The 25,580-nt window shown below is 62.4% G+C and carries 25 protein-coding genes; 10 read left to right on the top strand and 15 right to left on the bottom strand.

Features of this window, described 5'->3' with window-relative positions; genetic code table 11:
- The first annotated feature begins 44 nt into the window (after positions 1–44).
- A complete protein-coding gene (locus tag U1738_RS06180) occupies positions 45–818 on the top strand; it encodes a TorF family putative porin (protein ID WP_332788126.1) in 774 nt (257 codons plus the stop codon).
- A 144-nt stretch (positions 819–962) separates the two neighbouring features.
- Here the strand turns inward: U1738_RS06180 and U1738_RS06185 are convergent, their stop codons facing one another.
- From U1738_RS06185 to U1738_RS06220, 8 genes are all read right to left on the bottom strand, one after another.
- Positions 963–1,382: a DUF3035 domain-containing protein gene (locus U1738_RS06185; protein WP_332788127.1), complete on the bottom strand. Its 420-nt coding sequence runs from the start codon at positions 1,380–1,382 to the stop codon at positions 963–965.
- Complete coding sequence (gene lspA / locus U1738_RS06190) at positions 1,375–1,917, bottom strand: signal peptidase II (RefSeq protein WP_332788128.1); 543 nt, start codon at positions 1,915–1,917, stop codon at positions 1,375–1,377. Before lspA ends, U1738_RS06185 begins: the two co-directional genes overlap by 8 nt.
- Complete coding sequence (gene ileS / locus U1738_RS06195; protein ID WP_332788129.1) at positions 1,914–4,769, bottom strand: isoleucine--tRNA ligase; 2,856 nt, start codon at positions 4,767–4,769, stop codon at positions 1,914–1,916. The genes lspA and ileS overlap by 4 nt, the downstream gene beginning before the upstream one ends.
- A gap of 50 nt (positions 4,770–4,819) precedes the next feature.
- Entirely contained in the window at positions 4,820–5,752 is a 933-nt protein-coding gene (locus U1738_RS06200) for a bifunctional riboflavin kinase/FAD synthetase (protein WP_332788130.1), read from the bottom strand.
- Between the two features lie 8 nt (positions 5,753–5,760).
- The gene (locus U1738_RS06205; protein ID WP_332788131.1) at positions 5,761–6,957 is read right to left on the bottom strand and encodes a dipeptidase; all 1,197 of its coding nucleotides are present in this window, start codon (positions 6,955–6,957) and stop codon (positions 5,761–5,763) included.
- A 19-nt stretch (positions 6,958–6,976) separates the two neighbouring features.
- Positions 6,977–7,444, bottom strand: a complete 468-nt coding sequence (locus tag U1738_RS06210; protein WP_332788132.1) for a dihydrofolate reductase — start codon at positions 7,442–7,444, stop codon at positions 6,977–6,979.
- A gap of 42 nt (positions 7,445–7,486) precedes the next feature.
- Positions 7,487–8,005, bottom strand: coding sequence for a hemerythrin domain-containing protein (locus U1738_RS06215; protein ID WP_332788133.1), 519 nt, complete (start codon positions 8,003–8,005; stop codon positions 7,487–7,489).
- 76 nt (positions 8,006–8,081) lie between these two features.
- Positions 8,082–8,876: a thymidylate synthase gene (locus U1738_RS06220; protein WP_332788134.1), complete on the bottom strand. Its 795-nt coding sequence runs from the start codon at positions 8,874–8,876 to the stop codon at positions 8,082–8,084.
- 86 nt (positions 8,877–8,962) lie between these two features.
- Here U1738_RS06220 and U1738_RS06225 point away from each other — a divergent pair, with 86 nt between their 5' ends.
- A complete protein-coding gene (locus tag U1738_RS06225) occupies positions 8,963–9,370 on the top strand; it encodes a JAB domain-containing protein (RefSeq protein ID WP_332788135.1) in 408 nt (135 codons plus the stop codon).
- A 3-nt stretch (positions 9,371–9,373) separates the two neighbouring features.
- Here the strand turns inward: U1738_RS06225 and U1738_RS06230 are convergent, their stop codons facing one another.
- From U1738_RS06230 to U1738_RS06255, 6 genes are all read right to left on the bottom strand, one after another.
- On the bottom strand, positions 9,374–10,108 hold the full coding sequence (locus U1738_RS06230) for a class I SAM-dependent methyltransferase (protein ID WP_332788136.1): 735 nt from the start codon (positions 10,106–10,108) through the stop codon (positions 9,374–9,376).
- Positions 10,108–11,235 carry a peptide chain release factor 2 gene (gene prfB, locus U1738_RS06235; RefSeq protein ID WP_332788137.1) on the bottom strand — a complete coding sequence of 376 codons (1,128 nt, stop codon included), beginning with the start codon at positions 11,233–11,235 and terminating at the stop codon, positions 10,108–10,110. The genes U1738_RS06230 and prfB overlap by 1 nt, the downstream gene beginning before the upstream one ends.
- Positions 11,236–11,296: 61 nt before the next feature.
- Positions 11,297–13,834: a penicillin-binding protein 1A gene (locus tag U1738_RS06240; protein WP_332788138.1), complete on the bottom strand. Its 2,538-nt coding sequence runs from the start codon at positions 13,832–13,834 to the stop codon at positions 11,297–11,299.
- Positions 13,835–13,926: 92 nt separating this feature from the next.
- A complete protein-coding gene (locus tag U1738_RS06245; RefSeq protein ID WP_332788139.1) occupies positions 13,927–14,346 on the bottom strand; it encodes a hypothetical protein in 420 nt (139 codons plus the stop codon).
- A gap of 77 nt (positions 14,347–14,423) precedes the next feature.
- The gene (locus U1738_RS06250; RefSeq protein WP_332788140.1) at positions 14,424–14,861 is read right to left on the bottom strand and encodes a hypothetical protein; all 438 of its coding nucleotides are present in this window, start codon (positions 14,859–14,861) and stop codon (positions 14,424–14,426) included.
- Positions 14,862–15,167: 306 nt separating this feature from the next.
- Positions 15,168–15,419, bottom strand: coding sequence for a hypothetical protein (locus U1738_RS06255; protein WP_332788141.1), 252 nt, complete (start codon positions 15,417–15,419; stop codon positions 15,168–15,170).
- Between the two features lie 215 nt (positions 15,420–15,634).
- Here U1738_RS06255 and U1738_RS06260 point away from each other — a divergent pair, with 215 nt between their 5' ends.
- From U1738_RS06260 to U1738_RS06280, 5 genes are all read left to right on the top strand, one after another.
- Complete coding sequence (locus U1738_RS06260; protein ID WP_332788142.1) at positions 15,635–15,868, top strand: DUF433 domain-containing protein; 234 nt, start codon at positions 15,635–15,637, stop codon at positions 15,866–15,868.
- A gap of 50 nt (positions 15,869–15,918) precedes the next feature.
- On the top strand, positions 15,919–16,188 hold the full coding sequence (locus tag U1738_RS06265) for a DUF5615 family PIN-like protein (protein ID WP_332788232.1): 270 nt from the start codon (positions 15,919–15,921) through the stop codon (positions 16,186–16,188).
- Positions 16,188–16,343, top strand: coding sequence for a hypothetical protein (locus U1738_RS06270; protein WP_332788143.1), 156 nt, complete (start codon positions 16,188–16,190; stop codon positions 16,341–16,343). The genes U1738_RS06265 and U1738_RS06270 overlap by 1 nt, the downstream gene beginning before the upstream one ends.
- Before the next feature lie 217 nt (positions 16,344–16,560).
- Positions 16,561–17,223 (top strand): hypothetical protein, encoded by a 663-nt coding sequence (locus U1738_RS06275; RefSeq protein ID WP_332788144.1) that lies wholly within the window; start codon positions 16,561–16,563, stop codon positions 17,221–17,223.
- Between the two features lie 26 nt (positions 17,224–17,249).
- Complete coding sequence (locus U1738_RS06280) at positions 17,250–18,350, top strand: hypothetical protein (protein ID WP_332788145.1); 1,101 nt, start codon at positions 17,250–17,252, stop codon at positions 18,348–18,350.
- A gap of 6 nt (positions 18,351–18,356) precedes the next feature.
- Here the strand turns inward: U1738_RS06280 and uvrA are convergent, their stop codons facing one another.
- Positions 18,357–21,239 carry an excinuclease ABC subunit UvrA gene (gene uvrA / locus U1738_RS06285; RefSeq protein WP_332788146.1) on the bottom strand — a complete coding sequence of 961 codons (2,883 nt, stop codon included), beginning with the start codon at positions 21,237–21,239 and terminating at the stop codon, positions 18,357–18,359.
- 123 nt (positions 21,240–21,362) lie between these two features.
- Here uvrA and U1738_RS06290 point away from each other — a divergent pair, with 123 nt between their 5' ends.
- From U1738_RS06290 to U1738_RS06300, 3 genes are all read left to right on the top strand, one after another.
- Positions 21,363–22,514, top strand: coding sequence for a DNA cytosine methyltransferase (locus U1738_RS06290; protein ID WP_332788147.1), 1,152 nt, complete (start codon positions 21,363–21,365; stop codon positions 22,512–22,514).
- Between the two features lie 10 nt (positions 22,515–22,524).
- Complete coding sequence (locus U1738_RS06295; RefSeq protein ID WP_332788148.1) at positions 22,525–23,307, top strand: GIY-YIG nuclease family protein; 783 nt, start codon at positions 22,525–22,527, stop codon at positions 23,305–23,307.
- A 102-nt stretch (positions 23,308–23,409) separates the two neighbouring features.
- Complete coding sequence (locus tag U1738_RS06300; RefSeq protein WP_332788149.1) at positions 23,410–25,521, top strand: TonB-dependent receptor; 2,112 nt, start codon at positions 23,410–23,412, stop codon at positions 25,519–25,521.
- Positions 25,522–25,580: the final 59 nt, after the last annotated feature.

A 25,580-nucleotide genomic window follows, 5' to 3' on the forward strand; every position in this document is an offset into this window, starting at 1 on the left:
AGCAGGCGGGGACTACACGCATTTCTACGTCGAAAGGGACATTGATGCGCATTTCCACGCTAAGCCTGAGCGCACTGCTGCTCGCCACCGCCACCCCCGCATTCGCACAGGATGCGGCTGGGCCGACCGCACCTCCGCCGGCGATCACCGTCACCGGCGGCGCGACGGTCGTCTCCGATTACCGCTTCCGCGGCATCTCGCAGACCGACAAGAAGGTCGCTCTTCAGGGCACCTTCACGATCACGCACGAATCCGGCCTGTACGCGTCGGTCTGGGGCTCCTCGATCGACGATTATGTCGCTTTCGGCAGTGATCAGGAGATCGATCTGATCGCCGGCTATTCGCACACCTTCAAAAGCGGTGTGAAGATCGATGGCGGCGTACTCTATTATTACTATCCCGGCGGCGGCCACAACAAGACCGATTTCGTCGAGCCCTATATCGACGTCTCGGCCACCTATGGCCCGCTGACCGGCAAGATCACGGCCAACTACACGCCCAAGCAATCGGCGCAGTCGCTCGACGGTGTCCATAACCAGGACAGCACCTATCTCGCCGGCGATCTGTCGGCCGCGATCCCCAAGACCCCGTTCAGCGTGACCGCGCATCTCGGCCACACCTTCGGGCCGAGCGTGCTGTCGCTCGGGTATAAGGGCTATACCGACTGGGGGCTGGGCGCGAGCTACACTTGGAACCACGTCACGGTCGGTGCCAATTATGTCGACACCAACAAGAACTACTTCATCGTCGATGGCCTCGGCCACAATCGCAACATCACGTCCGGCGGCTTCGTCGGCTCGATCGGCGTCAGCTTCTAAGCATCGCCGACACGCAAAGAAGGGGACGGCCTCACGGGCCGTCCCCTTTTTCGTGCCAGTTCGGTGAGCCTGCCCTCACACAGACCGTTCGTGCCGAGCTTGCCGAAGCACGTGCCACGAACGCGCCCTTCGACAGGCTCAGGATCAGTTCTTCGGCGGGGTGCTCGCGCGGGCGTCCTGCCCGTCGCCTTCCGGTGCCGCGACGATGTCGCGTGTCGTGCCGGCCTTGTCGACCACGTTTGTGCCGGGATCGCCTGCATCCGAACGGATGCCGTCCGCTGCCGTATCGCCGCCCGCCGCATCGACCACCGCGCCCTCGGACGCGCTGCGTGCCGCCGTGCCACCGAACAGGGCGTCGAGCGCCTGCGCGTTGGGATTGCCCGCCGTTGTCGGTGCCGCCCCGGCGGATGGAGGGACGAGCGAGAAATCGGGCGGGATCACCAACGGCGCCTGGCGCGCGACGGCGAATTCGTCGGGCCGCGCACGATCGTAGCCGCGCTTGCCGCAGGCGGAGAGCGTGGCGGCCAGCGCCAGGCCGGTGGCGACTATAACGAACTTACGCATTAGAATTCTCCACTGGTGCCGCACCGGCCCCCTGCTTGTCGCTGGAATCAGTCCCGGATTTATCGCGTATCAGAAGCGCGCGTACGAGCAAGACCAGCACGCCGATCGTAATCGCCGCATCCGCGACATTGAAGACCAAAAACGGTCGCCATGTGCCGAAATGCAGATCGGCGAAATCGACCACATAGCCGAACCGGATACGATCCAGAATATTGCCGATCGCCCCGCCCAGCACGAGGCCTAATGCGATCTGGTCCTGCCGATTGGTCTCGCGCGTCATCCAGATGCCTACGCCGAACGCGATCGCCGCCGTCAGCGCGACGAGCGCCCAGCGCATCGTATCGCCGCCCGCCGGCAAAAGCCCGAGCGAGATGCCGATATTAGGCACGAAGCGCAGATCGAAGAACGACACGATCTCCCTGTACGCGCCCAAATGATCGATGCCGAGCGGCCCGGTGACGGCATATTTCACCGCCTGATCGATCACGAACAATGTCGCTGCGGCGATCACGCCGGCTTTCGGTAGCGCGCTCATGCCACCACTTCCGTGCAGCGATCGCAGAGCGTCCCGTCCGCCGTCACCTCGGGCAGATGGCGCCAGCAGCGGCCGCATTTGTGGAAGTCGGTCGGGGTCACGCTGATCTCATCGGCCGTCGTCACTTTCGCGACGATGAACAGCTCGGCGAGCGCCTCGTTCGACAGCGTCGCCTTCGGCACGGTTACTTCCGCCTCCAGGCTGGACCGCACGCGCTTCTCACGCCGCAACGGCTCGATCGCCTCGGTCACCTGCACGCGCAACGCCCGCACGTCGCCCCATTGCGTCAGCGCCGCGTCGTCCCCGGGCAACGCCGGCAGTTCCGGCCATTCGAGATAATGGACCGACCCGTCCTCACTCGGGTAACGCGCCTGCCAAGTCTCCTCGGCGGTAAAGCACAGGATCGGCGCAGCATAGCGCACCAGCGCGTGGAACAGGATATCCAGCACGGTGCGATACGACCGCCGCTTGATGTCCGTCGCGGCGTCGCAATAGAGCGAATCCTTGCGGATATCGAAGAAGAACGCCGACAGATCGTCCTGCGCGAAATCGGTCAGCAGGCGCAGATAGCGGTTGAACTCATACCCCGTCGCCGCCGTCTTCAGTTCGACGTCGATCATGCCGAGGCGGTGGAGGACGTAGCGCTCCAGCTCCGGCATGTCCTTGACCGCGACCTTCTCGGCATCGCTGAACCCGTCCAGCGCGCCGAGCAAATAGCGGAAAGTGTTGCGCAGCTTGCGATAGGCATCGCTGGCCGTGCCGAGCACTTCCTTGCCGATCTTCACGTCGTCGAAATAATCGGTCGAGGCGACCCACATGCGCAGGATATCGGCACCCGATTCCTGGATGATCTTCAGCGGATCGACGACGTTCCCGAGCGATTTCGACATCTTACGCCCCTGCCCGTCCAGCGCGAAGCCGTGGGTCAGGACCGCATCGTACGGTGCACGCCCGCGCGTGCCGGAGGATTCCAGCAGCGAGGATTGGAACCAGCCACGATGCTGGTCTGACCCTTCGAGATACAGGTTGGCGCGCGTGCCCTCGCCATAGCGCGCCTCGATCACGAAGGCGTGCGTACTGCCGCTGTCGAACCACACGTCGAGAATGTCGGTGATGACATCATAATCCGCGAGGTTGTAGTCGGCCCCGAGCAATGCCTGATGATCGGCGGCGAACCAAGCGTCCGCGCCGCCAGCCTTGAATGCGGCGACGATGCGGGCGTTGACGGCGGCGTCGTTGAGATATTCGCCGCTCGCGCGGTTGACGTACAAGGCGATCGGCACGCCCCACGCCCGCTGGCGGCTGATGACCCAGTCCGGCCGCCCCTCGACCATCGCGCGGATGCGGTTCTCGGATCGCGCCGGCACCCAGCGGGTGCGGGCGATCGCGTCTAGCGCCACCTCTCTCAGGGTCGCCCCATTACCCACGTTCGTCACCCCAGCGAAGGCTGGGGTCCCGTGCGGCTCCTGTCCCGCGCCATCGCCTGAGATCCCAGCATGCGCTGGGATGACGGTGTTGGGGGCGGCGGACGTATCCCGATCCATCGGAATGAACCATTGCGGCGTCGCGCGGAAGATGACCTTCGCCTTCGAGCGCCAGCTATGCGGATAGGAATGCGCGAAATCGTCACTCGCCGCGAGCAAAGCGCCCGCCGCGCGCAGATCCGAACAGATCGGTCCGTCGGCAGCGACGAACTTCTTATTGATCACGCTCCCCTGCCCGCCGAGCCACGCCCAATCGGCGCGGTACATCCCCGCACCATCGACCGCAAAGACCGGATCGATGCCGTATTGCTTGCAAAGGAGGAAATCGTCCTCGCCATGATCGGGGGCCATGTGCACGAGGCCGGTACCGGCATCGGTGGTGACGAAATCGCCGGGCAGGAACGGCCGCGGCTTGGCGAAGAAACCGCCAAGCGCGTGCATCGGATGGCGCGCGGTCGCGCCTTCAAGTTTACTACCCACCAATCCGAAGCCAGTAAGTCGCACCGGTCCGATCCGCTGATAAACCTTTTCGATTAGATCGTCTGCGAACAGGTAAGTTCTACCTTCCCACTCACCCAAAACATACTCGATCTCCGGCCCATAGCTCAGCGCCTGATTCACCGGGATCGTCCACGGCGTCGTCGTCCAGATCACCGCATGCGCGCCGACCAGTTCCGGCGCGTTTGGCGCGTCCATGATCTCGAACGCCACGTCGATCTGCGTCGACACCACGTCCTCATATTCCACCTCGGCCTCGGCCAAGGCGGTCTTCTCGACCGGCGACCACATCACCGGCTTCGCGCCGCGATACAATTGGCCGCTCTCCGCGAACTTCAGCAGCTCGCCCACGATCGCCGCCTCGGCATCGAACTTCATCGTCAGATACGGATCGGCCCAGTCGCCCATCACGCCCAGCCGCTCGAACTGTTCACGCTGCACCGCGACCCATTTCTCGGCATAAGCGCGGCATTCGGCGCGGAACTGCGCGACCGGTACTTCGTCCTTGTTGAGCTTCTTCGCGCGATACGCTTCCTCGACCTTCCATTCGATCGGCAGGCCGTGGCAATCCCAGCCCGGCACGTACGGCGCATCCTTGCCCATCAACGATTGGCTGCGGACGATGATGTCCTTCAGCACCTTGTTCATCGCATGGCCCATATGGATGTCGCCATTGGCGTAGGGCGGGCCGTCATGCAGGATGAACCGCTCGCGCCCGGCACGCTGTTCGCGCAGCCGGTCGTAGATGCCAAGCGCCGCCCAGCGCGCCAGAATCGCCGGCTCTTTCTGGGCGAGACCCGCCTTCATGGGGAAATCGGTCTTCGGCAGGAAGACGGTGTCGCGGTAATCTTGGGCGGGGCTGTCGGTCATAGGAGGCGGGCTTTAGCGTGGGATCGTTCCTGCGTCATGCTGAACTTGTTTCAGGATGACGACTTCAAAATCTCGCGAGCCCGCGCGCAATCCGAATCCATCTGAGCCATCAACGCCTCCAGACTGTCAAACTTCGCCTCGGGCCGCAGGAATTCGATCAGCTCCACTTCGATCTCCTGCCCGTACAGATCCTCGGCGAAATCGAAGAAATACGGCTCCAGCAATTCCTTCGGCGGATCGAAGGTCGGGCGGATGCCGAGGTTCGCCGCGCCGTTCAGCACGCGCCCGTCAGGCAACCGCCCGCGCACCGCATAAATGCCGTAAGCCGGGCGCAGATATTTGCCCATGTCGACGTTCGCCGTGGGATAACCGATCGTGCGCCCCAATTTGTCGCCATGCTGCACCATCCCCCGGATTGCGAACGGCCGCGTCAGCAATCGTGCTGCTTCGCGCGGATCGCCTGCGATCAGCGCATCGCGAATGTGCGTCGATGATACAATCGCGCCATCGAGCATCACTGCGCCGACAGTCTCCGTCGAAAAGCCCAGCGCCGTCCCGAACTCGGCCAGCACGCGCGCATCGCCTGCCTTGGCCTTGCCGAAGGTGAAATCCTCGCCCGTCACTACGCCGCCAATGCCCAGACAGCCGATCAACCTTTCCGTCACGAACTGTTCGGCGGTCAGCTGGGCCAACGCCTGGTTGAAATCGAACACCACCATCGCATCTGCACCGGCAGCCGCGAACAATTCCTGCCGCTGATCGAGCGTGGTGAGGCGGAACGGCGGCGCATCCGGCTTGAAGTAGCGCACCGGATGCGGATCGAACGTCGCGACCAAAGCCGGCCGCCCCTCGGCCCGCGCACGCCGAACCGCGCGACCGACCACCGCCTGATGGCCGAGATGAAACCCGTCGAAATTACCGAGCGCCACGATGCCGCCAGCAAGGTGGGCGGGGACCGCTGCGCTGCCGTCCAGCCGCTGCATGTGCGTGGCTATACGGGCGCGTGCGGCACCGCGCTAGAGGACGAACGCGGCACGATCCCCGCGCGCAGCACGCGCAATACGTTGCCGCCCATCACCTTGGCGATATCTCCACGCGAGAACCCGCGATCCATCAACGCCTGCGTCACCGCCGCCAATTGGCTGGTGTCGAAGCCGGTCGTTACCGCGCCATCGAAATCGGAGCCGAGCCCAACATGATCGATCCCGCCCACATCCCGCGCATGCGCGATAGCGGCGGCGACCTGCACCGGCGACGTGCCACACACGGCCGCATCCCAATAACCGATGCCGATCACCCCGCCGGTCGCCGCGACACCGCGGATCTCGTCGTCGGTCAAGTTGCGGTTCACCTTGCACGTCGCCTGCACGCCGCCATGGCTGGCGACGACCGGGCGCGTGGCGATCTTCAGGATCTCGGCGATCGTCGCGTGGCTGGAATGCGCGATGTCCACGATCATGCCGATCTGCTCCATCCGCGCGATCACCTGCCGGCCGAGCGGGGTCAGGCCGCCCTTCTTCTCGCCATGCATCGATCCGGCGACTTCGTTGTCGAAGAAATGCGCCATGCCGGCCATGCGGAAGCCGGCCTGATAAAGCGTATCCAGATTGGCGAGCTTACCCTCCAGATCCTGCAACCCCTCGATGGACAACATCCCGCCGGTGACTTTGTTGCCCTGCGCGCGGGCCGCCAGCAACGCGTCGAGATCGGCAGGCGTGTGGATCACCCGCAACTTGCCATCGGACGCGGCGGCGAAGCGATCGAGCTTAGTCGCGTGCCACAGCGAGCGCTGGAGCAAGGAATCCCATGTCCGCACCGGCTGGAGATCGGCGATCGCCAGCGTAGTGATATTGTCGGTGTCGGCGGAATTGGCGTCGTAATTCTGCCCCTTCGGCGTCTTGGTGACCGACGAGAACACCTGCAGCGCAACATTGCCCTCGAGCAGGCGCGGCAGATCGACCTGCCCGCGCGTCGACCGCGTCAGCAGATCGCGTTTCCACAGCAACGTATCGGCATGCATGTCGGCGATCTGCAACTTCGCATGCAACGCGCGCGCTTCCGGCGTGATCTTCAGCGCGACGGGCACGACCTTGTTCATCGATCGCTCGACGATACCGGGGGCGAAGATCAGGAAGGCACCGACCCCGACGACGATCAACGCGCCGATCCCGTAAAGCCATTTCTTCATGCTGCGCCCCTCCTGCCGGTCAACCGCGCTCCAGCGTCACGAAGCTGTAAGCGGGCCGATCTCCTTCGTCGGGCATATCCTGCCGCGCCACTTCCTGCCAGCCGGTGAAGGGCGGGACGTGAGCGTCGCCCTGCGGCGCGGCGTGCACCTCGGTCAATTCGATACGGTCGGCGCGAAGCAGAAACAGCGCGAAGATCTCAGCGCCGCCGATCACCGTCGCATCCTCCCCGGCCAGCGCCATCGCATCCTCGATCGCATGCACGACCTCCGCACCCACCGCCGACCAAGCCGCATCGCGCGTCAGCACGATGTGGCGCCGGCCGGGTAAGGGGCTGGGAAAACTCTCGAAGGTCTTGCGCCCCATGATCATCGGCTTGCCCATCGTCAGCGCCTTAAAGCGCTTCAGATCGGCCGGCAGGTGCCAGGGCAACTTGCCGTCTATGCCGATAACGCCGTTATCGGCACGCGCGAGAATGAAGGTGATCATCCCCGCCTCATGCCCGCAACGGCGCGAGAAGGCGAGCCGCGGTCAGCTGGGCGCGTGCTCTTTCACATATTCCTCGGGATCCTTGTCGACCACCTTCACGCCGTCCAGATGCTTGGCCTCGAAAGTCGCGAACTGCACCGCGAGGGCGTGACGCTCCTCCAGCGTGGCGTGCTTGCGGAAATCGGTCAGGCCCTGGCGTTCTTCCTCGGCCATGTGGTCGCTGTTCGCCTTGTTGCATTCGCCGACCGCCTCGAACCACGCTTTCGAACCGACCTTGTGCTTCTGCACCGCCTCGCCGGTATCGCGGATATCGTTGTGATCCTCGATCGCGTCCTCGGTCTCTTCGGCCGCGGACGGAGCATCGTTGCCGCCGGTGCCGATCTTCATCAGCCGCGGATAGAAATAGCGTTCCTCCGCCTCGGCGTGTGAATCGAGCAAATTCTTCAGTCGTCCCCAGATCGCGGTCAGCGCCTCGATATCCTTGGGGTCGATACTGTCGATCTGCGCGAACAGGCTGCGCTGCTGGGCGTGTTCGTCGAGAATGAGTTGCGTTATGTCCATCGTGGCGTTCCTGTACAATCGTTACAGGGCTGAACCATATGTACGGCGGACGGTTCCTGTTGCGATTCACTCTCGCTCAGACGGCGACCGGTGCCTTGATATGCGCCTGAGCGACATAGCCGCTCAGTTCGAAATCCTCATATTCATACCCGTCCATCGCATCCGGCCGGCGCAGGATGTTCAGCGTCGGCAGCGGCCCCGGCGTGCGCGACAATTGCTCGCGGGCCTGTTCCAGATGGTTGGAATAGAGATGGCAATCGCCGCCGGTCCAGATGAACTCGCCGACCTCCAGATCGCATTGCTGTGCCAACATGTGCGTCAGCAGGGCATAGCTGGCGATGTTGAACGGAACGCCCAGAAAGATGTCCGCGCTGCGCTGATACAGTTGCAGCGACAGCTTGCCGTTCGCGACATAGGTCTGGAACAGGCAATGGCAGGGCGAAAGCGCCATCGCGTGCAGTTCGCCCGGATTCCACGCGGTGACGATCTGGCGGCGCGAACCCGGATTGTTTTTGATCTGGTCGATCAGCCCGTCGATCTGGTCGATATGCTGGCCGTCCGCGCTGGCCCAATCGCGCCATTGCTTACCGTAGACCGGGCCGAGATCGCCATTCTCGTCGGCCCATTCGTCCCAGATGCTCACTTTGCGATCGCGCAGCCACTGCACGTTGGTGTCGCCGCGCAGGAACCATAAAAGCTCGACGATGATCGATCGCAGATGCAGCTTCTTGGTGGTCAGCACCGGGAAGCCCTTGGCGAGATCGAAACGCATCTGCGCACCGAACACGCTCAGCGTGCCGGTGCCGGTGCGGTCCATCTGCTCCGCGCCCGAATCGAGCACGCGCTGCATCAGTTCGAGATAAGGCTGCATCGCACCGGATTAGCCGATGGGGATTAGCGCAGCAATGGACCCGGCGGTGCTTTACCCCGCACGGGCACCCTGCCCAGCGTTCTCATATGGCCCCCGTCCTCACCATATCGACGGTAATCCGACATGTTCGCGATATGGATGCGGCGCTCGGCCTGTTCGGCACGCTTGCCGCACTCCCATATGAGATGATCGCCTTCGCCTATCTTGATCCGAAACGGATGTTGTTGGGCATGCGCCACACGCAGGCCGGCGGCGTGGATTCGGCCGAGGTGCCGGTTCGGCTGGTGGTGGCCGATGCGCTGGCCTTCGATGCCGCGATGGTGGTGATGGCGCACAACCATCCCGGCGGCGATCCCGCGCCGAGCGAAGCGGACCAGGCCGCGACGCGCCGGCTGGCCCGCGCGCTACGATCGGTGGAAGTGCGACTGGTCGATCATCTCGTGCTGGCGGCGGGCGGCGGCGCGAGCAGCTTTCGGGCGATCGGGCTGTTATAGGCGTTAGGCGCCGTGGCTCACCAACTGGCAGGGCCGGATCGCTTCGGGCTCGGGTCGCGGGCCCACCGCCTGGAATGTCGCGAGATACCCCCCCGCCGATGGCATGTCGGCAGTATCGACCTGCACGTAGCCGACCGCGGCGAATTCGCACTTCAGCAGTTCCGGCGGCGTGCCGTGATCCTGCGTGGGGCGATCGGCATCGACCACCACGACCAGACCGCCGGGGCGCAGCGACGGGCGCATCCGCCACAGGAACTCGTACGGCTGGTCGATCTCGTGGTACATATGCACCATGAAGATGCGGTCGAAACTGTTGTCGGGCAGTTTGGGATCGGCCGGATTACCCAGCCGCACGCTGACATTGTCGAGCCGTTCGCGCGCCACACGCTCGGCCAGTGCATCACGTACAGCCGCGACGATATCCTCGGCCAAAACGCGTCCATCCTTGCCGACACGCTGTGCGAGACGGATGGTGTAATAGCCTTCGCCCGCACCGATATCGGCAACGGTCATGCCCTTGGTGATGCCGGATTTGGCCATCACCTGACCCGCTTCGTTCAGACGGTCGCGCGCCTCCTCGGTGGACCAGCGTGACGATACGATGTGTGCGACAGGGCGGTCGGCGGCGGGGAACGGGCCGGTCTTGTCCTTGGCCGTCTTGATCACCGGCGCGGCCTCGCAAGCCGCGAGCAGTGCCAGCGCGCCCAGCAGAACGGTGATGACGGCCCCCCGCACCATCAATCCACGTCCTCGATTTCGACCGCCTCGCCGGTCACCCGCTGCGACAGCGCCGCCGCCATGAACGCGTCGAGATCACCATCCAGTACATCCGACGGTGCGGTCGAGGTGACGCCGGTGCGCAGATCCTTGACCATCTGATATGGCTGCAGGACGTAGCTGCGGATCTGGTGGCCCCAGCCGATGTCGGTCTTGCCGGCATTCTCGGCATTGGCCGCCGCTTCACGGATCGCGAGTTCGCGTTCGTACAGGCGCGCGCGCAACTGGTTGTATGCCTCGGCCTTGTTCTTATGCTGCGATCTTTGGTTCTGGCACTGTACGACGATGCCGGTCGGCACGTGGGTGATGCGCACGGCGGAATCGGTGGTGTTGATGTGCTGCCCACCCGCCCCGGAGGCGCGGTAGGTGTCGATGCGCAGGTCGCTCTCGTTATATTCGACCTGGATATTGTCGTCGACGACCGGATAGACCCAGACCGACGCGAACGACGTATGCCGCCGCGCCGCACTGTCATACGGGCTGATGCGCACCAGACGGTGAACGCCGCTTTCGGTCTTGGCATAGCCGTAGGCGTTCTCGCCCTTGAGCAACAGCGTGGCCGACTTGATCCCGGCCTGTTCACCCGAATGATGATCGATCAGTTCGACCTTCAACCCGTGGCGTTCGCCCCAGCGCTGATACATGCGGCTGAGCATGCCGGCCCAATCCTGGCTCTCCGTGCCACCGGCACCCGCGTTGATCTCGACATAGGTGTCGTTGCCATCGGCCTCGCCGGCCAGCAGCGCCTTCACCTTGTCCTTGTCGGCACGCGCGGCGAGTTCGGCGAGCGAGGCCACGCCGTCCGCCTCCATCTCGGTATCGCCTTCGGCCTCAGCCATCTCGATCAGCTCGACCGTATCGCTCAACTCGCTCTCAATCGCACGTGTCGCGCCGATCGCCTCGTCCAAGCGACGGCGTTCGCGCATCACCTCCTGCGCGGCCTTGGGATCGTTCCACAGCGCCTGATCCTCGACGCGCGCGTTGAGTTCGTCCAGGCGGCGGAGCGCGCGGTCCCAATCGAGGAAGCGGCGCAGCAATGCCAGTGCCTCGTTGATCGTATCTACGTGTGCCTGCGCTTCGGCGCGCATGGGGGTAACTCCGGTAATGAGGACGATCCGGGCGAGCCCGGGTGAGATATATGGGGGCGAACTAGTAGATTCCGCCCTCTCTCTGCAAGAAATCGCTGTCGCGGCGCTGTTCGGTACGGGCGGCCGCGGCCTTTTCCTCGCGCGCTTTCGCGGCGGCGACGGCAGCGGCTGGATCGGCGAGTACACCGGGGCGGCGGATCGTGCGGCGCGGTTCGCTCTCGGGCTTGAATGCTTCCCAGATCACCGCCGCCTTGGGATCGGCGGTCGGCCAGGTGCCGAACACCGGCTTGCCGCTCTGGCGATCGATCCGCACCATGCGCACGCCGAGCGGCGCGCGGAACGGCAGCTTGTCCATCCCTTCATAAGCCTTGATCGCCCATTGCTTGAAGATCGGCGCGGCGATCGTGCCACCCTGCGCATAGCCGCCGAGCGAGCGCGGCGCATCATAGCCGATATAGACGCCGGCGATCATCTGCGGCGTACCGCCGATGAACCACACGTCGGTCGGCCCGGTATTGGTGCCGGTCTTCCCGAACATCGGGCGATCGAGATCGCGCAGCACGGTCGCGGTGCCGCGCTGGATCACGCCCTCCGCGATGTGAATCATCTGATACGCGCTGATCGCATCGACCACCTGCTTGCCCCGGATCACCGGGCGCGGCATCGCCTTGCCGTTCCAGTCTGCCGCGTTGCAATTGTCACAGGCGCGCCAGTTCTCCGGCCAGACGACCTTGCCGTGGCGATCCTGCACGAAATCGATCAGCGTGGACGGATGCGCGCGGCCCTGATTCGCTAGGATCGCATAGGCATTGACCATGCGCGATACGGTCGTCTCGCCCGCACCCAAAGCAAACGACAGATAGGGCGGATATTTGCCGACGCCGATGCGGTCCATCAGCGAGACGACCTTGTCCATGCCGGTCTGGCTGGCGGCGCGCACCGTCATCAGATTGCGCGATTGTTCGACGCCCCAGCGCATCGTGTGCGCGCCGGATCCGCCGCCGCCGCCGAAATTGCGGAAGCATTTCTGGCCGAGCCGAGCGCCCTGATAGACGCAGAACGGGCCATCGACGATGCTCGATGCCGGCGTCATCCCACCGGCCAGCGCGGCGGTGTAGACGATCGGCTTGATCGTGGAGCCGGGCTGGCGTTGTGCCTGCGTGGCGCGGTTGAACGAATTGATGCGCGGATCGAACCCGCCCTGCATCGCGAAGACGCGACCGGTCGCCGGTTCCTCGACCACGAAGCCGCCGGAGATCTTCGGGATACTCCTCAGCGAGAATGCGCCGCTTTCCGGTGCGACGGCCAGGATGTCGCCGACCTTGAAGGCGTTGAACGCATTGCCCCCTCCCCCGCGCACCGGCATCTGCGCCGCCCAGCGCGGCAGGTCCGCCGTCTGGCCGTTGGAGAAGCCGATTTTCGCGCCGGAGCCGTCGAGTGCGATGACGATCGCGGCGCGCCAATCCTTATAGTCGAGCCCGATATTGGTATTGAGCAGCGCCGACTGCCAATTCTCGCCGTCGATCTCGACATGGCGTAGCGGCCCGGTCCAGCCGCGACCGCGATCGAAGCGGAGCAGGCCGTCCTGCAACGCTTCCTGCGCATATTCCTGCTGCTTGCCGTCGAACGAGGTGCGCACCCACAGCCCGCCGCCATAGACGCTGAACGGATTGCGGCCGTCATCGGAATTCTCGCCGAACTTCTCGATCAACTGGCGGCGGACCTCCTCGACGAAATAGCCCGAGCCGGCCACTTCGGCCTTGGACGCCTGACGCGGCACGGTGCCGAGCGGTTCGGCGTTGGCTTCGTTGAACTGGGCTTGGTTGATGAAGTTGTTCTTCAACATTTCCCGCAGCACATAGGATCGCCGATCCAGGGCGCGCTGGGTGTGGCGGATCGGATCGTAATTGGACGGGCCCTTGGGCAGGATCGCCAGATACGCCATCTGCGCCAGATCGAGCTGCTTCAGTTCCTTGCCGAAATAGGCGTAGCTGGCCGCCTCGACCCCGAAGGCGTTGCGACCCAAGGCGATCTGGTTGAGGTACAGTTCGAGGATCTGCGGCTTGGTCAGCGTATCTTCGATGCGATAGGCGAGGATCGCTTCCTTGAGCTTGCGGCTGTAGTTCGGGGCGTTGCCGATCAGCAGATTCTTGGCGACCTGTTGCGTGATGGTCGAGGCGCCGGCGGGGCGTTTGCCGCTGCGGAAATTGTTGATCGCGGCACCGACGATGCCGGGATAATCGACCCCGTGATGTTCGAAGAACGTCTTGTCCTCGGCGGCCAGAAACGCGTGGACGAGCTGCTTGGGATATTCCTCGTAGCTCAACTCGACGCGACGTTCGCGGGCATAGGAATAGATCGGGGCGCCATCCACACCACGGACGTTGGTCGGCAGCGGCGGTTCGTACGAGCGGAGCTTGTCGACCGAGGGCAGATCGCGGGCGAACAACAGCCAGATCAGGAAGATGCCGACGACGAACAAGGCGAGCAGGATCGCGATCCCCTTCACCCACCAGCGTCGCCACAGCCGCTTCAGGAAACCGGCTTCCTCGTCACGGCGAATGCGGAATTCGAAATTGGGGGAGTCGGGTTCGGCCATACAGGCCCCAGCCTCTAGCAAGTTTCGCGGGGCTTGCCAGCAGGGGAATGGAGCGGGCGGTGCGACCGGCGCACCGCCCTCCCCTCAAACGCTTAACGGCAACGGGTGTTGTTGTTGCTCTTGTCGATCGCCTGGCCGCCGAGTGCGCCGGCGGCACCACCGATCAGCGCGCCGAGCAGGCCCGAGCCGCCCGGTGCGATCGCCGCACCCAGTGCCCCGCCGGCGACACCGCCGACGATCAGGCCGGTCGTGCCGTCGTTGCGGCGGCAATAATAACGACCGTCATTGCCGCGATAGACGCGGTCGTTGGACGACAGGCGACGCTCGCGGTAGCGGCGGTTGTCCTCGCGGTAATAGCGCCCGGCATCGTAGCCGCCGTAGGCGGGATCCGGGTTGTTGTAATCGTAGCGGCTGTAATCGCCGGCATAACCGGGGCGGCCGCCATTATCGTAGGTGCTGCACCCGGCAAGGGCGGTGGAAACGGCCAAGAGGCCGAGTGTGAAAGCGCGCATAGTAGATCTCCCTGTTGTCACTGGATGCATGCCCAATGCTTGAGCGGGCGATTTCGTTGCGCAGCCAGTGCGTCGCTTCAGTTCGAGGCCCCGGTCTGCGCGTTCATCGTGCCGGCTTCGCTCACCAGCGACGGCGCGGGACCGGTGGCGGGGCGCAGAGCCTCGCGTTCGGCGGCGGACATCGGCGCGTCGATATCGGGGCGGAAATCGACCGGAGCGCGGCCATCGGTGCCGGGCCGTGGCTGGTCCAGCGCGAGATCGGGCGCATCATGTTCGGCCGAACCGGGAAAGGCCCAGGCGGCGATCTGTCGCCGGGCGAGGAAGCCGGCGATGCCCGCGCCAAGCGCGAGAATCGCGGCCCCGGCGGAGAGCGCGCGATTGCCCTTCGCGACGGGCTTGCGGCGGGGTGCGCGACGGGCGGGCTTTGCGGCCGGCTTGGCGCGGGCAGGTTTGGCGGGGGCAGCTTTGGTGGAGGTGGATTTGGCAGGCGTGGATTTGGCGGGGGTGGTGGCCATAAGACGGGGCTCCGGTGATGAGGGTCTCACCGGGTAACAAGCGGCACGCGCTGGCGTTCCGGCGCGGGCCGCGAAAGTCACGGAAGTTCACACACTTTGCGGTGTTGCATTAGCATGGCCGAGGTCGCGAAGTTCACGGAAGTTCATACACTATGCGGTGCTTCATCGGCGTGGCGGGGGCCGCTAAGTTCACACTAAGGTCACACCCTACACGATGTTCCGTCAGGCATTCTGGCGCCGCGATGCGGGCGAACGGCTAGGCGGGCCGTAGCGATCGCCCGCCATGGGCAAAGCGCACCGCTCGGCTCACGCGGAGCGCGCCTGACGGGCGGCGCGGCGATCGGCGGCGATGCGGCGGAACAACGCATCGTTCGCTTCGCGCTGCGCGACGATCCCCGGTGACGCGGGTTGCGCGGTGCCGATCAGTCCGGCGTCGAGCAGCGTCTGCCAATGCAGATTGGCCTCATGATCATCGCCGAGCGGCGCGCATAGGACGGAGGCATGCCGCGCATCGAGCGGGCGCGCGGCGTGGGCGGTTTCGTCGGGATGGTCTGGCATGGTCGGCCTCCGGGTTCGACAAGGAGGCGGATTAGATATGCCGGATCGAGGCTTGTAGGACAGCCCCGCCGGCGAAGAAATTTGCGGAGCAAATTGCGAGCGAACTAGGCGGGGCCGGCCGGCGTCGCCCAAGCGACGACCGACGACGCGGCTTTGCCGCGGCGCTGCCCCCTCCCCGCCTTGCGATAATCGCAACTTTGAGACATCCTCCCGGCATGACCTTGCCCGGCCATCCTCGCATCGCCATCGACCCTGCGGTCTGCGGGGGACGACCAATCGTGGCGGGCACACGAGTGCGCGTGACTGATATTCTGGAAATGCTGGCGGGCGGCGCGAATATAGCGGAAATCGTGGAGGACTTCCCGTATCTCGCCGAGGCCGATGTGCTGGCGGCACTGGCCTATGCCGCCGCCGCCGCCGACCATCCCGTCGTCCTCGCCGCCGAATGATTTTCCTAATCGATGCACAACTTCCGCCTGCCTTGTGCCGGTGGTTGAAGATGCGCGGCGATGAAGCAGTTCATGTGAGCGAGATCGGCCTTGGTGCAGCAAGCGATACCGCAATCGCAGCTCATGCCGAGGCTAACGGGATGGTGCTGATCAGCAAGGACGAAGATTTCGTTTTCATGAGGTTGCCCGACCGGTTTGCCTTCATCTGGCTAAGATGTGGGAACGCTACGAACAGGGCGCTATTGCTGTGGCTGGAGCCGCGATGGGACGAAGTTGTTGCGTTGATTGGGCTGGGCGAGCGGTTCGTGGAGGTGCGGTGATGAATGAGAAAGGTAAGTGGCTGAGGCTGGGCGATCGTCAGGTTATCCGGACGGAAGATTTGGATGACGAAACCCTTGAGGCCATTCTCAACGCTGAAGTCCCTGAAGAGGCCAAACTGTTCAATTACCTGATGGACGATTCCGAAGCCGGCTGAAATTCTGCCTCCGGTCGAGTTGTGAAGCGTTAAGGAGAAGGAGGAAAACACGCACTGGCGGATCGAAATCCATCGCTTGACGATTACGCGGCATGACGAGTGATTCTCGTACTACGAAAACGCTCCCTCTCTTGCGATCACACCCCTAAACTCCCGCTGCGCTTTTCGACTTCTCAACCACGTCGATGTAAGCTTAAGTGACATCGGAGGAATTTAGATGTCACTTCAATCAATTCATCTTCGGAAATTACTGAAAATTCTGTATTCCGATCAGAATCGTCGTGTTTCTGCTATGAGAAGCGATATCCGCGAGGACATTGCGCGTGAACTCGGCCCAAACGACGGGGGCGGTGATTTTTATGGTCCATTTTGGCGCGACGCTAAAGACCATGTTTTCAGTATCGCCGATCTTCATACATCGACCAAAGCGCGAATTGATGCAAACAAGGGGCGTAGCAATCTATATCCGAGGCTCAGAGATGGTTTTCTATTATGGTGGAATGAGCGACGCCGATGGACAAATGAACCATTTCGACCAGCGGACAATCTAAAATCTCGATTTTTGATTCCAGATTTAAACTCAATAGTAAAAATTGACAATATTTTATCTGTTCGGGATTCACAAAATGAAGATCACTTCGTGTATCCTTATTTTTCACCGGAACCTGAGCTTCACGATGAGGCTGCTAGAATAGGCCTTTGGATTTTAATGCAAGCGCTTCCAAATATCCCGCCAAGCGAATTTAGAATTCTTGATGTTATTCGTGGCAAATCATTTTCTTTGGAAAGAAATTCTCTTCTAGGCAATGAGCAGGAGATATTTTTCCGAAGATATATAGCCGCCATTGATGAATGGAGTCTTCTACGTCAAGAGTATTAATATTTTAATTTTTCGGAGCTAAGCTCGTGAAAGTATTTGGTATAGGATGCGTTTATTTCGGCTTCATTCAAACAAATGAAGATGATCCATCAGAATTTTATAATCAAAATATTTACTTCGAAACTCTCAAGCGCCTACTCGAAGAAATAGAAAACATATCTGAAGTCAGATTCTATAACACTAATTATGATGAATATGGCGCATTTATTTCGATTGAACATAATGACAAAGAGATAACGGTTCCAGTATCAAGAAACGATACAAGAATACAATTCGATGCATTTATTCCTTTTCGCGTTCAAGAGCAGTTGATATCCCGCTGCGACGTGGAAACAATGCATATAGATATTACTTACGGATACGAAATGCCCTTGATTGTCGTATCATACGACTGGCCTGACGAAGAAGGGGATGCGCAACCATCGATGGCCGTCGCGGTTCTGAGAAAATTTCTTGAGAAGAAAATGTCTGGTACAGATTTGATCTGCGGCTCCGTCGGCCCTAGCCCGTTCCATGCAAATTTTTCTATGATAGAAAGCGAATTGACTGAAATACCATCGATAGAAGATACATCAGAGAACTATTTAGGATATGCGAATTTCGAGCTAAACTCATCTAGCGACAGCAATTTAATGGAAACGATACGATCTTTAAACCTCGATACGATTTTTTCGGCGTTTTACCATCTCAGCGAATTACGCTCTAGAGCAATTAATGCTCAATATATTATCCTTGAGAATTCCAGAAATCTCCTTGAAGGTAAAAATCCAAATAACTTAATGAATAAAATAAGGGCTTTCCGTAGTCAGTCGGAATCTGTAGACCACTTGAATAGCAACATATTCAAAGAAATGCTTCTTAGATTAAATATCACACAAGCTTTAGCTGACAGCGATAGACAGGAAATAACAGGCGTTAATTCTAAAATGAATAGGTTTTTCGATGAATACAGATCGATAGCGGCTGAAGAAACATGGCAGCGCTTTTCAAGTGTCGCAAATTTCTTTGAGGAGCGCAGGCAAAAAATGATCGGCAACGCCGCCGCAATAGCAGCAGGGATAGTTGGTGGTGTAATAGGGTCAGTTATAGGTTCTGTGGCAACCTACCTTCTCACCCGCGTCGGATGACGAGAGCTACTTCCCCAACAACCCCTTCAAATACCGCCCCGTAAAGCTCGCCGCGACCTTCACCACGTCCTCCGGCACGCCCTGTGCGACGATCTCGCCGCCCTTCACGCCGCCTTCCGGGCCGAGGTCCAGCACCCAGTCGGCGGTCTTGATGACGTCCAGATTGTGTTCGATGACGACGACGGTGTTGCCCTGTTCGACCAGTTGGTGGAGCACTTCGAGCAGCTTGCGGACGTCCTCGAAATGCAGGCCGGTGGTGGGTTCGTCGAGGATGTAGAGCGTCTGGCCGGTGGCGCGGCGCGACAGTTCCTTGGCGAGCTTCACGCGTTGCGCCTCGCCGCCGGACAAAGTGGTGGCCTGCTGGCCGACCTTGACGTAGCCGAGGCCCACCTCGACCAGCATCGCCATCTTGTCGCGAATGGGCGGCACGGCCTTGAAGAATTCGACCGCGTCCTCGACCGTCATGTCGAGCACGTCGGCGATGCTCTTGCCCTTGAACTTCACCTCCAGCGTCTCGCGATTGTAGCGCGCGCCGTGGCACACGTCGCAGGTGACGTAGACGTCGGGGAGGAAGTGCATCTCGATCTTGAGCAGGCCGTCGCCCTGGCACGCCTCGCAGCGGCCGCCCTTGACGTTGAAGCTGAAGCGGCCGGGCTTGTAGCCGCGCGCGGCGCTTTCGGGCAGGCCGGCGAACCAGTCGCGGATCTGGGTGAAGGCGCCGGTATAGGTGGCGGGGTTGCTGCGCGGGGTGCGGCCGATCGGCGACTGATCGATGTCGATCACCTTGTCGAGATATTGCAGGCCGGTGATCTTGTCGTGCTTGCCCTGCACGATGCGCGCGCCGTTCAGCTCGCGCGCGGCGGCGGCGTAGAGCGTGTCGATCGTGAAGCTCGACTTGCCCGAGCCGGAGACGCCGGTGATGCAGGTGAAGGTGCCGAGCGGCAGGCTGGCCGTGACGCCGCGCAGGTTGTTGGCGGTGGCATTGTAGACGGTGAGCTTCTTGCCGTTGCCCTTGCGGCGCTTGGCCGGCACGGGCACCTCGCGCGTGCCGTTGAGGTAATCGGCGGTGATGCTGCCCTTGGTCTTGAGCACCTGTTTCAACGTGCCCTTGGCGACGATCTCGCCGCCGTGGACGCCGGCACCCGGCCCCATGTCGATGACGTAATCGGCGGTGCGGATCGCGTCCTCGTCATGTTCGACCACCAGAACGGTGTTGCCGAGATCGCGGAGACGCCGGAGCGTTTTCAGCAGCATGTCGTTGTCGCGCTGGTGCAGGCCGATGCTCGGTTCGTCGAGCACGTAGAGCACGCCGGAGAGGCCGGAGCCGATCTGTGAGGCGAGGCGGATGCGCTGGCTCTCGCCGCCCGACAGCGTGCCGCTGGTGCGATCGAGGTTGAGGTAATCCAGGCCGACATTGTTGAGGAAGCCCAGCCTCTCGAGGATTTCCTTGAGGATGCGTTCGGCGATGGCGTTCTGCTGATCGCCGAGATCGGCAGGCACGTTCTGGAACCACGTCAGCGCATCGACCACCGAGAGGCGCGTGACGGACGAGATGTCGCGCATGCCGATCTTCACCGCCAGCGCCTCGGGCTTGAGGCGCGCGCCGTGGCACACCTCGCACGGGGCGGAGGATTGGTACTTGCTCAGTTCCTCGCGCATCCAGGCGGATTCGGTCTGCATCAGGCGGCGGTTGAGGTTGCCGATGACGCCTTCGAACGGCTTCTTCACGTCGTACGACTTGCGGCCGTCGATGAAGGTGAGCGTGACGGGCTTGCCGCCGGTGCCGTAGAGGATGACGAGTTGCACTTCGCCGGGCAGGTCCGACCAGGGCGTATCGAGGCTGAAGCCGAATTCGCGCGCGAGGCTGCCGAGGACCTGCATGTAATAGGGGCTGGGCGGGTTGGACTTGGCCCAGGGGAAGACCGCGCCCTTCTTGATGCTGAGCGCGTGGTTGGGGACGACGAGATCGGCGTCGAACAGCATCTTCTCGCCGAGGCCATCGCAGGCCGGGCATGCGCCTTGCGGGGCGTTGAAGGAGAACAGGCGCGGTTCGATCTCGGCGATGGTGAAGCCGCTGACCGGGCAGGCGAACTTCTCGCTGAAGACGATGCGGCCGGGGGGGGCGTTGTCGCCGAGGATCTCGGCCTTGGGGGTGTGGGGTTCGACCGGGTCGGCGGGATCGACGTATGCCAGCCCTTCCGCGAGCTTCAGCGCGGCCTCGAAGCTTTCGGCGAGGCGGGTGGCGACGCCCTGCCCTACCACCAGGCGATCGACCACCACTTCGATGTCGTGCTTGTACTTCTTGTCGAGCGCGGGGGCCTCGTCGATCTCGTGGATCGTGCCGTCGATACGCACGCGGGTGAAGCCAGCCTTCTGCCATTCGGCCAGTTCCTTGCGATACTCGCCCTTCCGCCCGCGCACGACGGGGGCGAGCAGGTACAGCCGCGTGCCCTCGGGCAGGGCCATGACGCGATCGACCATCTGGCTCACCGTCTGCGCGGCGATCGGCAGGCCGGTGGTGGGGCTGTACGGAATGCCGACGCGCGCCCAGAGCAGGCGCATGTAATCGTAGATCTCGGTGACGGTCGCCACGGTCGAGCGCGGGTTGCGCGACGTGGTCTTCTGCTCGATCGAGATGGCGGGCGACAGACCCTCGATATGATCGACGTCGGGCTTCTGCATCAGCTCCAGAAACTGGCGAGCATAGGCGCTGAGCGATTCGACGTAACGGCGCTGGCCCTCGGCATAGATCGTGTCGAACGCGAGGCTGGACTTGCCAGAGCCGGACAGGCCGGTGATCACCGTGAGGGTGTCGCGGGGGATGTCGATGCTGACATCCTTGAGGTTATGTTCACGCGCGCCGCGCACGGAGATGTGGGTCAGACTCATGTGGTCGCGTGTTCCATATTTGTTCTTGAAACGCAATTGGCGGTAGGCCAAAGTCGCACATGGGACTGAAGCGCCGGATCGACAAGCGTTGGGCTTGCGTCGGTCGGACTAATGGGCATGGTAATGACGATGGACGACCGACCGGGCTTTTACGAATTCTTCGCCGGCGGTGGCATGGCGCGGGCCGGCCTGGGCAGTGGGTGGCAATGCCTGTTCGCCAATGATTTCGATGTAAAAAAGGCCGCGACCTATTCGGAAAATTGGGGACCTCAGGGTCTGCATATCGGCGATGTCGGCCGGGTAGAAACATCGCAACTGCAAAGTCGCGCCGACTTGGTATGGGCATCATTCCCCTGTCAGGATTTATCGTTGGCGGGCGCGGGAGCTGGACTGAAGGGCGCGCGATCCGGGACATTCTGGCCATTTTGGAAGCTGGTCGAATCGCTGCGTGGCGAAGGGCGGAAACCCCGCGCGATCGTGCTGGAAAATGTCTGCGGGCTTCTGACATCGCATAATGGAGCGGATTTCGCCGCATTGTGCGAGGCCGTCGGCGATGCGGGATATTGGCTGGGCGCGATGGTAATCGACGCGCAGTATTTCGTGCCGCAATCGCGACCCCGGCTGTTCGTGATCGCGCTGGATATGGATCAGGAAGTGCCTGGTCGGATATTCAGCCCGTTCGCCATCGACCGTTGGCATCCTGAGCGGCTGCGCCAAGCACAGGCCGCGTTGCCCGAACGACTGAGAGCGCGCTGGCTTTGGTTCACTGCGCCGACCCCGGCAAAACGTAATTTAAGCTTGGCAGATATAGTCGAAGACGAACCAAAAGACGTTGCGTGGCACAGCCTGTCGGAAACGGCTGCATTGCTGACGATGATGACCCGGCTGAACCGAGCCAAGATCGAGATGATGGCGGCGAACACCGGGCGGTCGATCGGAGCGGTGTACAAACGCACCCGCATTGAAAAAGGTGTGAAGGTGCAGCGTGCCGAAGTCCGGTTCGATATGGCGGGATGTCTTCGTACTCCGGCCGGCGGGTCCAGCAGGCAGACGATTGTCGCGATCGAGGGCGGGAAAGTGCGGTCCCGGCTGATCTCGGCACGCGAAACGGCGCGGCTGATGGGATTGCCCGAAGAGTATAAGCTGCCGGATCGTTATACCGATGCTTATCATTTGACGGGAGACGGCGTGGCCGTGCCGGTCGTACGGCATATTGCGCAGTCGATTCTGGAGCCGGCGCTGATGAGATCAGGACTGTCCATTGCCTCAGCCTAAAGGCCCCAAATTGCGTGGGACGCGGCGTGTCGCCGACATCGACACAAAAAGTGCGCCGAATGAGACGATTGAGCTTCGGAGCGCGCTAGAAAAATTTAAGCGACGTAAATTGTCAGATCATTTCGGAAACGTACCTCTGACCAGGACTGGCACTTCGATCACTGTCGGTGCCGTCAAATGGGGGGTTTACGCGTTCTTCGACTATGACGACGAGCCGATCTATGTCGGCCAAACGCGTGAGACGGTAGGCGGAAGAATTGGTCGTCACCTAACCAATCAGCGGACCGATGCCGTCGCGATGTCGGTGCTCGATCCGTTCGAGGTCCGAAAAATCAAAGTGTGGCTGTTGCCACAATATCAGGACGTCAAAGGCGATCCTAAAAGGGTGCAGGCGGCGCGCGAGGCGGCCGATCATCTGAACTCCCTTGAACGCAGCGTCTTTATGAAGCTGGTGGAGGAAAGCGATTTCGGGCGCATCCTTAACGAAAAGGATCCGCCCGACGTACCGTGCTGCGATCTTCCTCCCGTCATCGAGGGTGAGATCGTCGGTCCTGACGTTCTGAAAATTCGCCAACATCCTGATCTGAGAATTGCACGACGCACACAGACCATCGCCAGGCTGGCGCAGATAATAGCTGGACGAGACGTCCAGGCTGGCTTGCGCCGCGCGCTGGCGACACAGGCCGATCGGTTGGCATGGTTAGCAAACGAGCGGTTCCTCGCGCTAGGTGGGGAAGCCGCGGTCGAAGAACGGGAAGTCGACGACCTCACAGACGACGACGGCAACGCATGATCCATACTCTGCGCGAGATCGCCAAATACCCCCTTGCCAAGGGCGTATTGCCGAATTAACACACCGATCGACTACAACAGTAGTCGTGTGGGAGTGGGTGGCGTGGACAGGCAGGATGTAGTGGCTGCGCTTGGCGTTGCGCTGGGTGGGATGGGGGTGTTTGTCGCACCGGCGATGGGGCAGGTGACCGGGGTTCCGGTGCGGGCCGAACAGCCGTCGCAGGAGGCTGCCCTGCCCGGCCCGACCAACGGACGGCAGACCTACGATGCGCCGTATTTCGCCAAATATGCGCCGGCGACCGCGCTGCAGATGGTCGAGCGCGTGCCGGGGTTCGTGATCGAGAGCGTTGATCCTTCCGTGCGCGGATTCGGGCAGACGGCGGGCAATGTGGTGATCAACGGGCAGCGACCGAGCGCCAAGGGCGAGACGTTGCAAACCCTGCTGTCGCGCATCCCGGCAAGCCGGGTGGCGCGGATCGAGGTCGCGCCCGGCGACCTGTTCGGCGCGGACTATACCGGCAAGTCGCAGGTACTGAACCTGGTGCTGTCGGCGGGCGGCGGGCTGGCGGGCACGGTACAAGCATCGGCATCGCGCGACTATACCGGCAAGATCCGCCCGACCGGCAGCGCCTCCGCGCTGATCAAGCGCGGCAAATCGACCTTCAACGCCTCGGTCACCGTCGAGAACAGCCAGACGACCGAGGAGGGCACCGACCGGGTGGTGAGCGTGCCGGACGGACGGCTGCTGGAATTCCGCCGCAAGGTGAACTTCGCCGACGAGCCCAGCGTCGCGGTGGCCACGTCGTGGGAATATGCCGACGGCACCAACCGCACCGCGCACCTGAACGCGCGCGTCTTCATCGACCGGTTCCGGCTGAACCAGGCCAATGCGGTGACGCCGGAGACCGGGCCGGTGCGCGACGACGTGCTGACCCAGCGGCTGCATTACGACACGTACGAACTGGGCGGCGACGTGACCCGCCCGCTGGCCGGCGGCGGGCTGAAGCTGATCGGGCTGGCGACGCGGCGCGACCGGCTGAGCAACGATGAATCCTACAACCGCGTCGGGACGGACACGATCGGCGGTTTCACGCAGCAACTGAAGGACCGCCTGACGGAGAATTTGGTGCGGGCGGTGTGGAGCCGCCCGAAACTGCTCGGTTGGAATGTCGAGGTGGGCGCGGAGGGCGTGATCAACCGGCTGGCCAGCAAGGTCGACCTGTCGGGGATCGACGGCACCGGCATGGCGACGCCGATCGCGCTGCCGGTGGACGATGCGGTGGTGAAGGAGGTGCGTGGCGAGGCGTTCGTCAATGCCGGGCGACCGATCGATTCCCGGCTGCGCATCGACCTGGGCGTGACGCAGGAAATGTCGCGCATCACCGTGACCGGCGACGCGCAGGCCGAACGATCGCTAAGCTTTTTGAAACCCAAGGCGACATTGGACTGGCGCCCATCGTCGCTTTGGCGTGCGCAGCTTTCGGTGCAGCGCACGGTGGCGCAGTTGCAGTTCGAGGATTTCATCAGCGGCGCCGAACTGTCGAACAACCGCGTCAATGGCGGCAATGTCGACCTGTTGCCGCAGCGCGCGTGGGAAACTTTGGTGACGGTGGAACGCAAGTTGCTCGGCGACGGGCTGTACAAGCTGGAGCTGGGATATAATCGCGTTTCGCTGGTGCAGGACCGGGTGCCCACACCGGAGGGGTTCGACGCGCCGGGCAATCTGGGCGACGGGCATGTCTTCATCCTCCGCAACCGGCTGGATGCGCCGCTCGGCAAGTTCGGCATCCAGGGCGGACGGCTGACCTTGTACGGATCCTATGTCTCGACCTCGGTGATCGACCCGTACACGCTGCGCGCGCGGCCTTTTTCGGGCAATTCGCTGTTCTTCGGCGAGGCGAATTTCAGGCAGGACTTCAAGAAATTCGCCTGGGGTTTCGGGCTGAGTGGCAGCACGGCGGGCACTTTCTACCGGCTGGACGAAACCGATCGCGGTTTCCGCGACGTGCCGCGCGTGACGGCGTTCGGCGAATGGCGGCCGGATGCGCGCACGACCGTAAACCTGAGCGTGGACAATCTGACCAGCGTGGCGGGCAGGCGCGTGCGCACCTTCTACACGCCCGACCGGCGCAACCCGGCGGCATCCTCGATCGAAACTCGTGAGCGCAACAGCCATGTGGTGCCGCTGCTGACGTTCAAGCGGACGTTGGGGTAAGGTAATCAAGCCCTAAGCCCCTCCCCTTCAGGGGAGGGGTTGGGGTGGGGCCGTGCCGC

Source organism: Parasphingomonas caseinilytica, assembly GCF_036663755.1.
In the GTDB taxonomy this organism is placed as follows: domain Bacteria; phylum Pseudomonadota; class Alphaproteobacteria; order Sphingomonadales; family Sphingomonadaceae; genus Sphingomonas.

Bases quoted from the DNA above. Each gene is read 5' to 3' on its own strand.
- uvrA (WP_332788146.1), bottom strand. From the start codon at position 21,239: ATGAGTCTGACCCACATCTCCGTGCGCGGCGCGCGTGAACATAACCTC.
- U1738_RS06240 (WP_332788138.1), bottom strand. From the start codon at position 13,834: ATGGCCGAACCCGACTCCCCCAATTTCGAATTCCGCATTCGCCGTGAC.
- U1738_RS06200 (WP_332788130.1), bottom strand. From the start codon at position 5,752: ATGCAGCGGCTGGACGGCAGCGCAGCGGTCCCCGCCCACCTTGCTGGC.
- U1738_RS06245 (WP_332788139.1), bottom strand. From the start codon at position 14,346: ATGCGCGCTTTCACACTCGGCCTCTTGGCCGTTTCCACCGCCCTTGCC.
- U1738_RS06250 (WP_332788140.1), bottom strand. From the start codon at position 14,861: ATGGCCACCACCCCCGCCAAATCCACGCCTGCCAAATCCACCTCCACC.
- U1738_RS06215 (WP_332788133.1), bottom strand. From the start codon at position 8,005: ATGGACATAACGCAACTCATTCTCGACGAACACGCCCAGCAGCGCAGC.
- U1738_RS06180 (WP_332788126.1), top strand. From the start codon at position 45: ATGCGCATTTCCACGCTAAGCCTGAGCGCACTGCTGCTCGCCACCGCC.
- U1738_RS06210 (WP_332788132.1), bottom strand. From the start codon at position 7,444: ATGATCACCTTCATTCTCGCGCGTGCCGATAACGGCGTTATCGGCATA.
- lspA (WP_332788128.1), bottom strand. From the start codon at position 1,917: ATGAGCGCGCTACCGAAAGCCGGCGTGATCGCCGCAGCGACATTGTTC.
- U1738_RS06230 (WP_332788136.1), bottom strand. From the start codon at position 10,108: ATGGTGCGGGGGGCCGTCATCACCGTTCTGCTGGGCGCGCTGGCACTG.
- U1738_RS06290 (WP_332788147.1), top strand. From the start codon at position 21,363: ATGACGATGGACGACCGACCGGGCTTTTACGAATTCTTCGCCGGCGGT.
- U1738_RS06260 (WP_332788142.1), top strand. From the start codon at position 15,635: ATGACCTTGCCCGGCCATCCTCGCATCGCCATCGACCCTGCGGTCTGC.
- U1738_RS06270 (WP_332788143.1), top strand. From the start codon at position 16,188: ATGAATGAGAAAGGTAAGTGGCTGAGGCTGGGCGATCGTCAGGTTATC.
- U1738_RS06225 (WP_332788135.1), top strand. From the start codon at position 8,963: ATGGCCCCCGTCCTCACCATATCGACGGTAATCCGACATGTTCGCGAT.
- U1738_RS06275 (WP_332788144.1), top strand. From the start codon at position 16,561: ATGTCACTTCAATCAATTCATCTTCGGAAATTACTGAAAATTCTGTAT.
- U1738_RS06265 (WP_332788232.1), top strand. From the start codon at position 15,919: ATGCGCGGCGATGAAGCAGTTCATGTGAGCGAGATCGGCCTTGGTGCA.
- U1738_RS06220 (WP_332788134.1), bottom strand. From the start codon at position 8,876: ATGCAGCCTTATCTCGAACTGATGCAGCGCGTGCTCGATTCGGGCGCG.
- U1738_RS06255 (WP_332788141.1), bottom strand. From the start codon at position 15,419: ATGCCAGACCATCCCGACGAAACCGCCCACGCCGCGCGCCCGCTCGAT.
- prfB (WP_332788137.1), bottom strand. From the start codon at position 11,235: ATGCGCGCCGAAGCGCAGGCACACGTAGATACGATCAACGAGGCACTG.
- U1738_RS06185 (WP_332788127.1), bottom strand. From the start codon at position 1,382: ATGCGTAAGTTCGTTATAGTCGCCACCGGCCTGGCGCTGGCCGCCACG.
- ileS (WP_332788129.1), bottom strand. From the start codon at position 4,769: ATGACCGACAGCCCCGCCCAAGATTACCGCGACACCGTCTTCCTGCCG.
- U1738_RS06205 (WP_332788131.1), bottom strand. From the start codon at position 6,957: ATGAAGAAATGGCTTTACGGGATCGGCGCGTTGATCGTCGTCGGGGTC.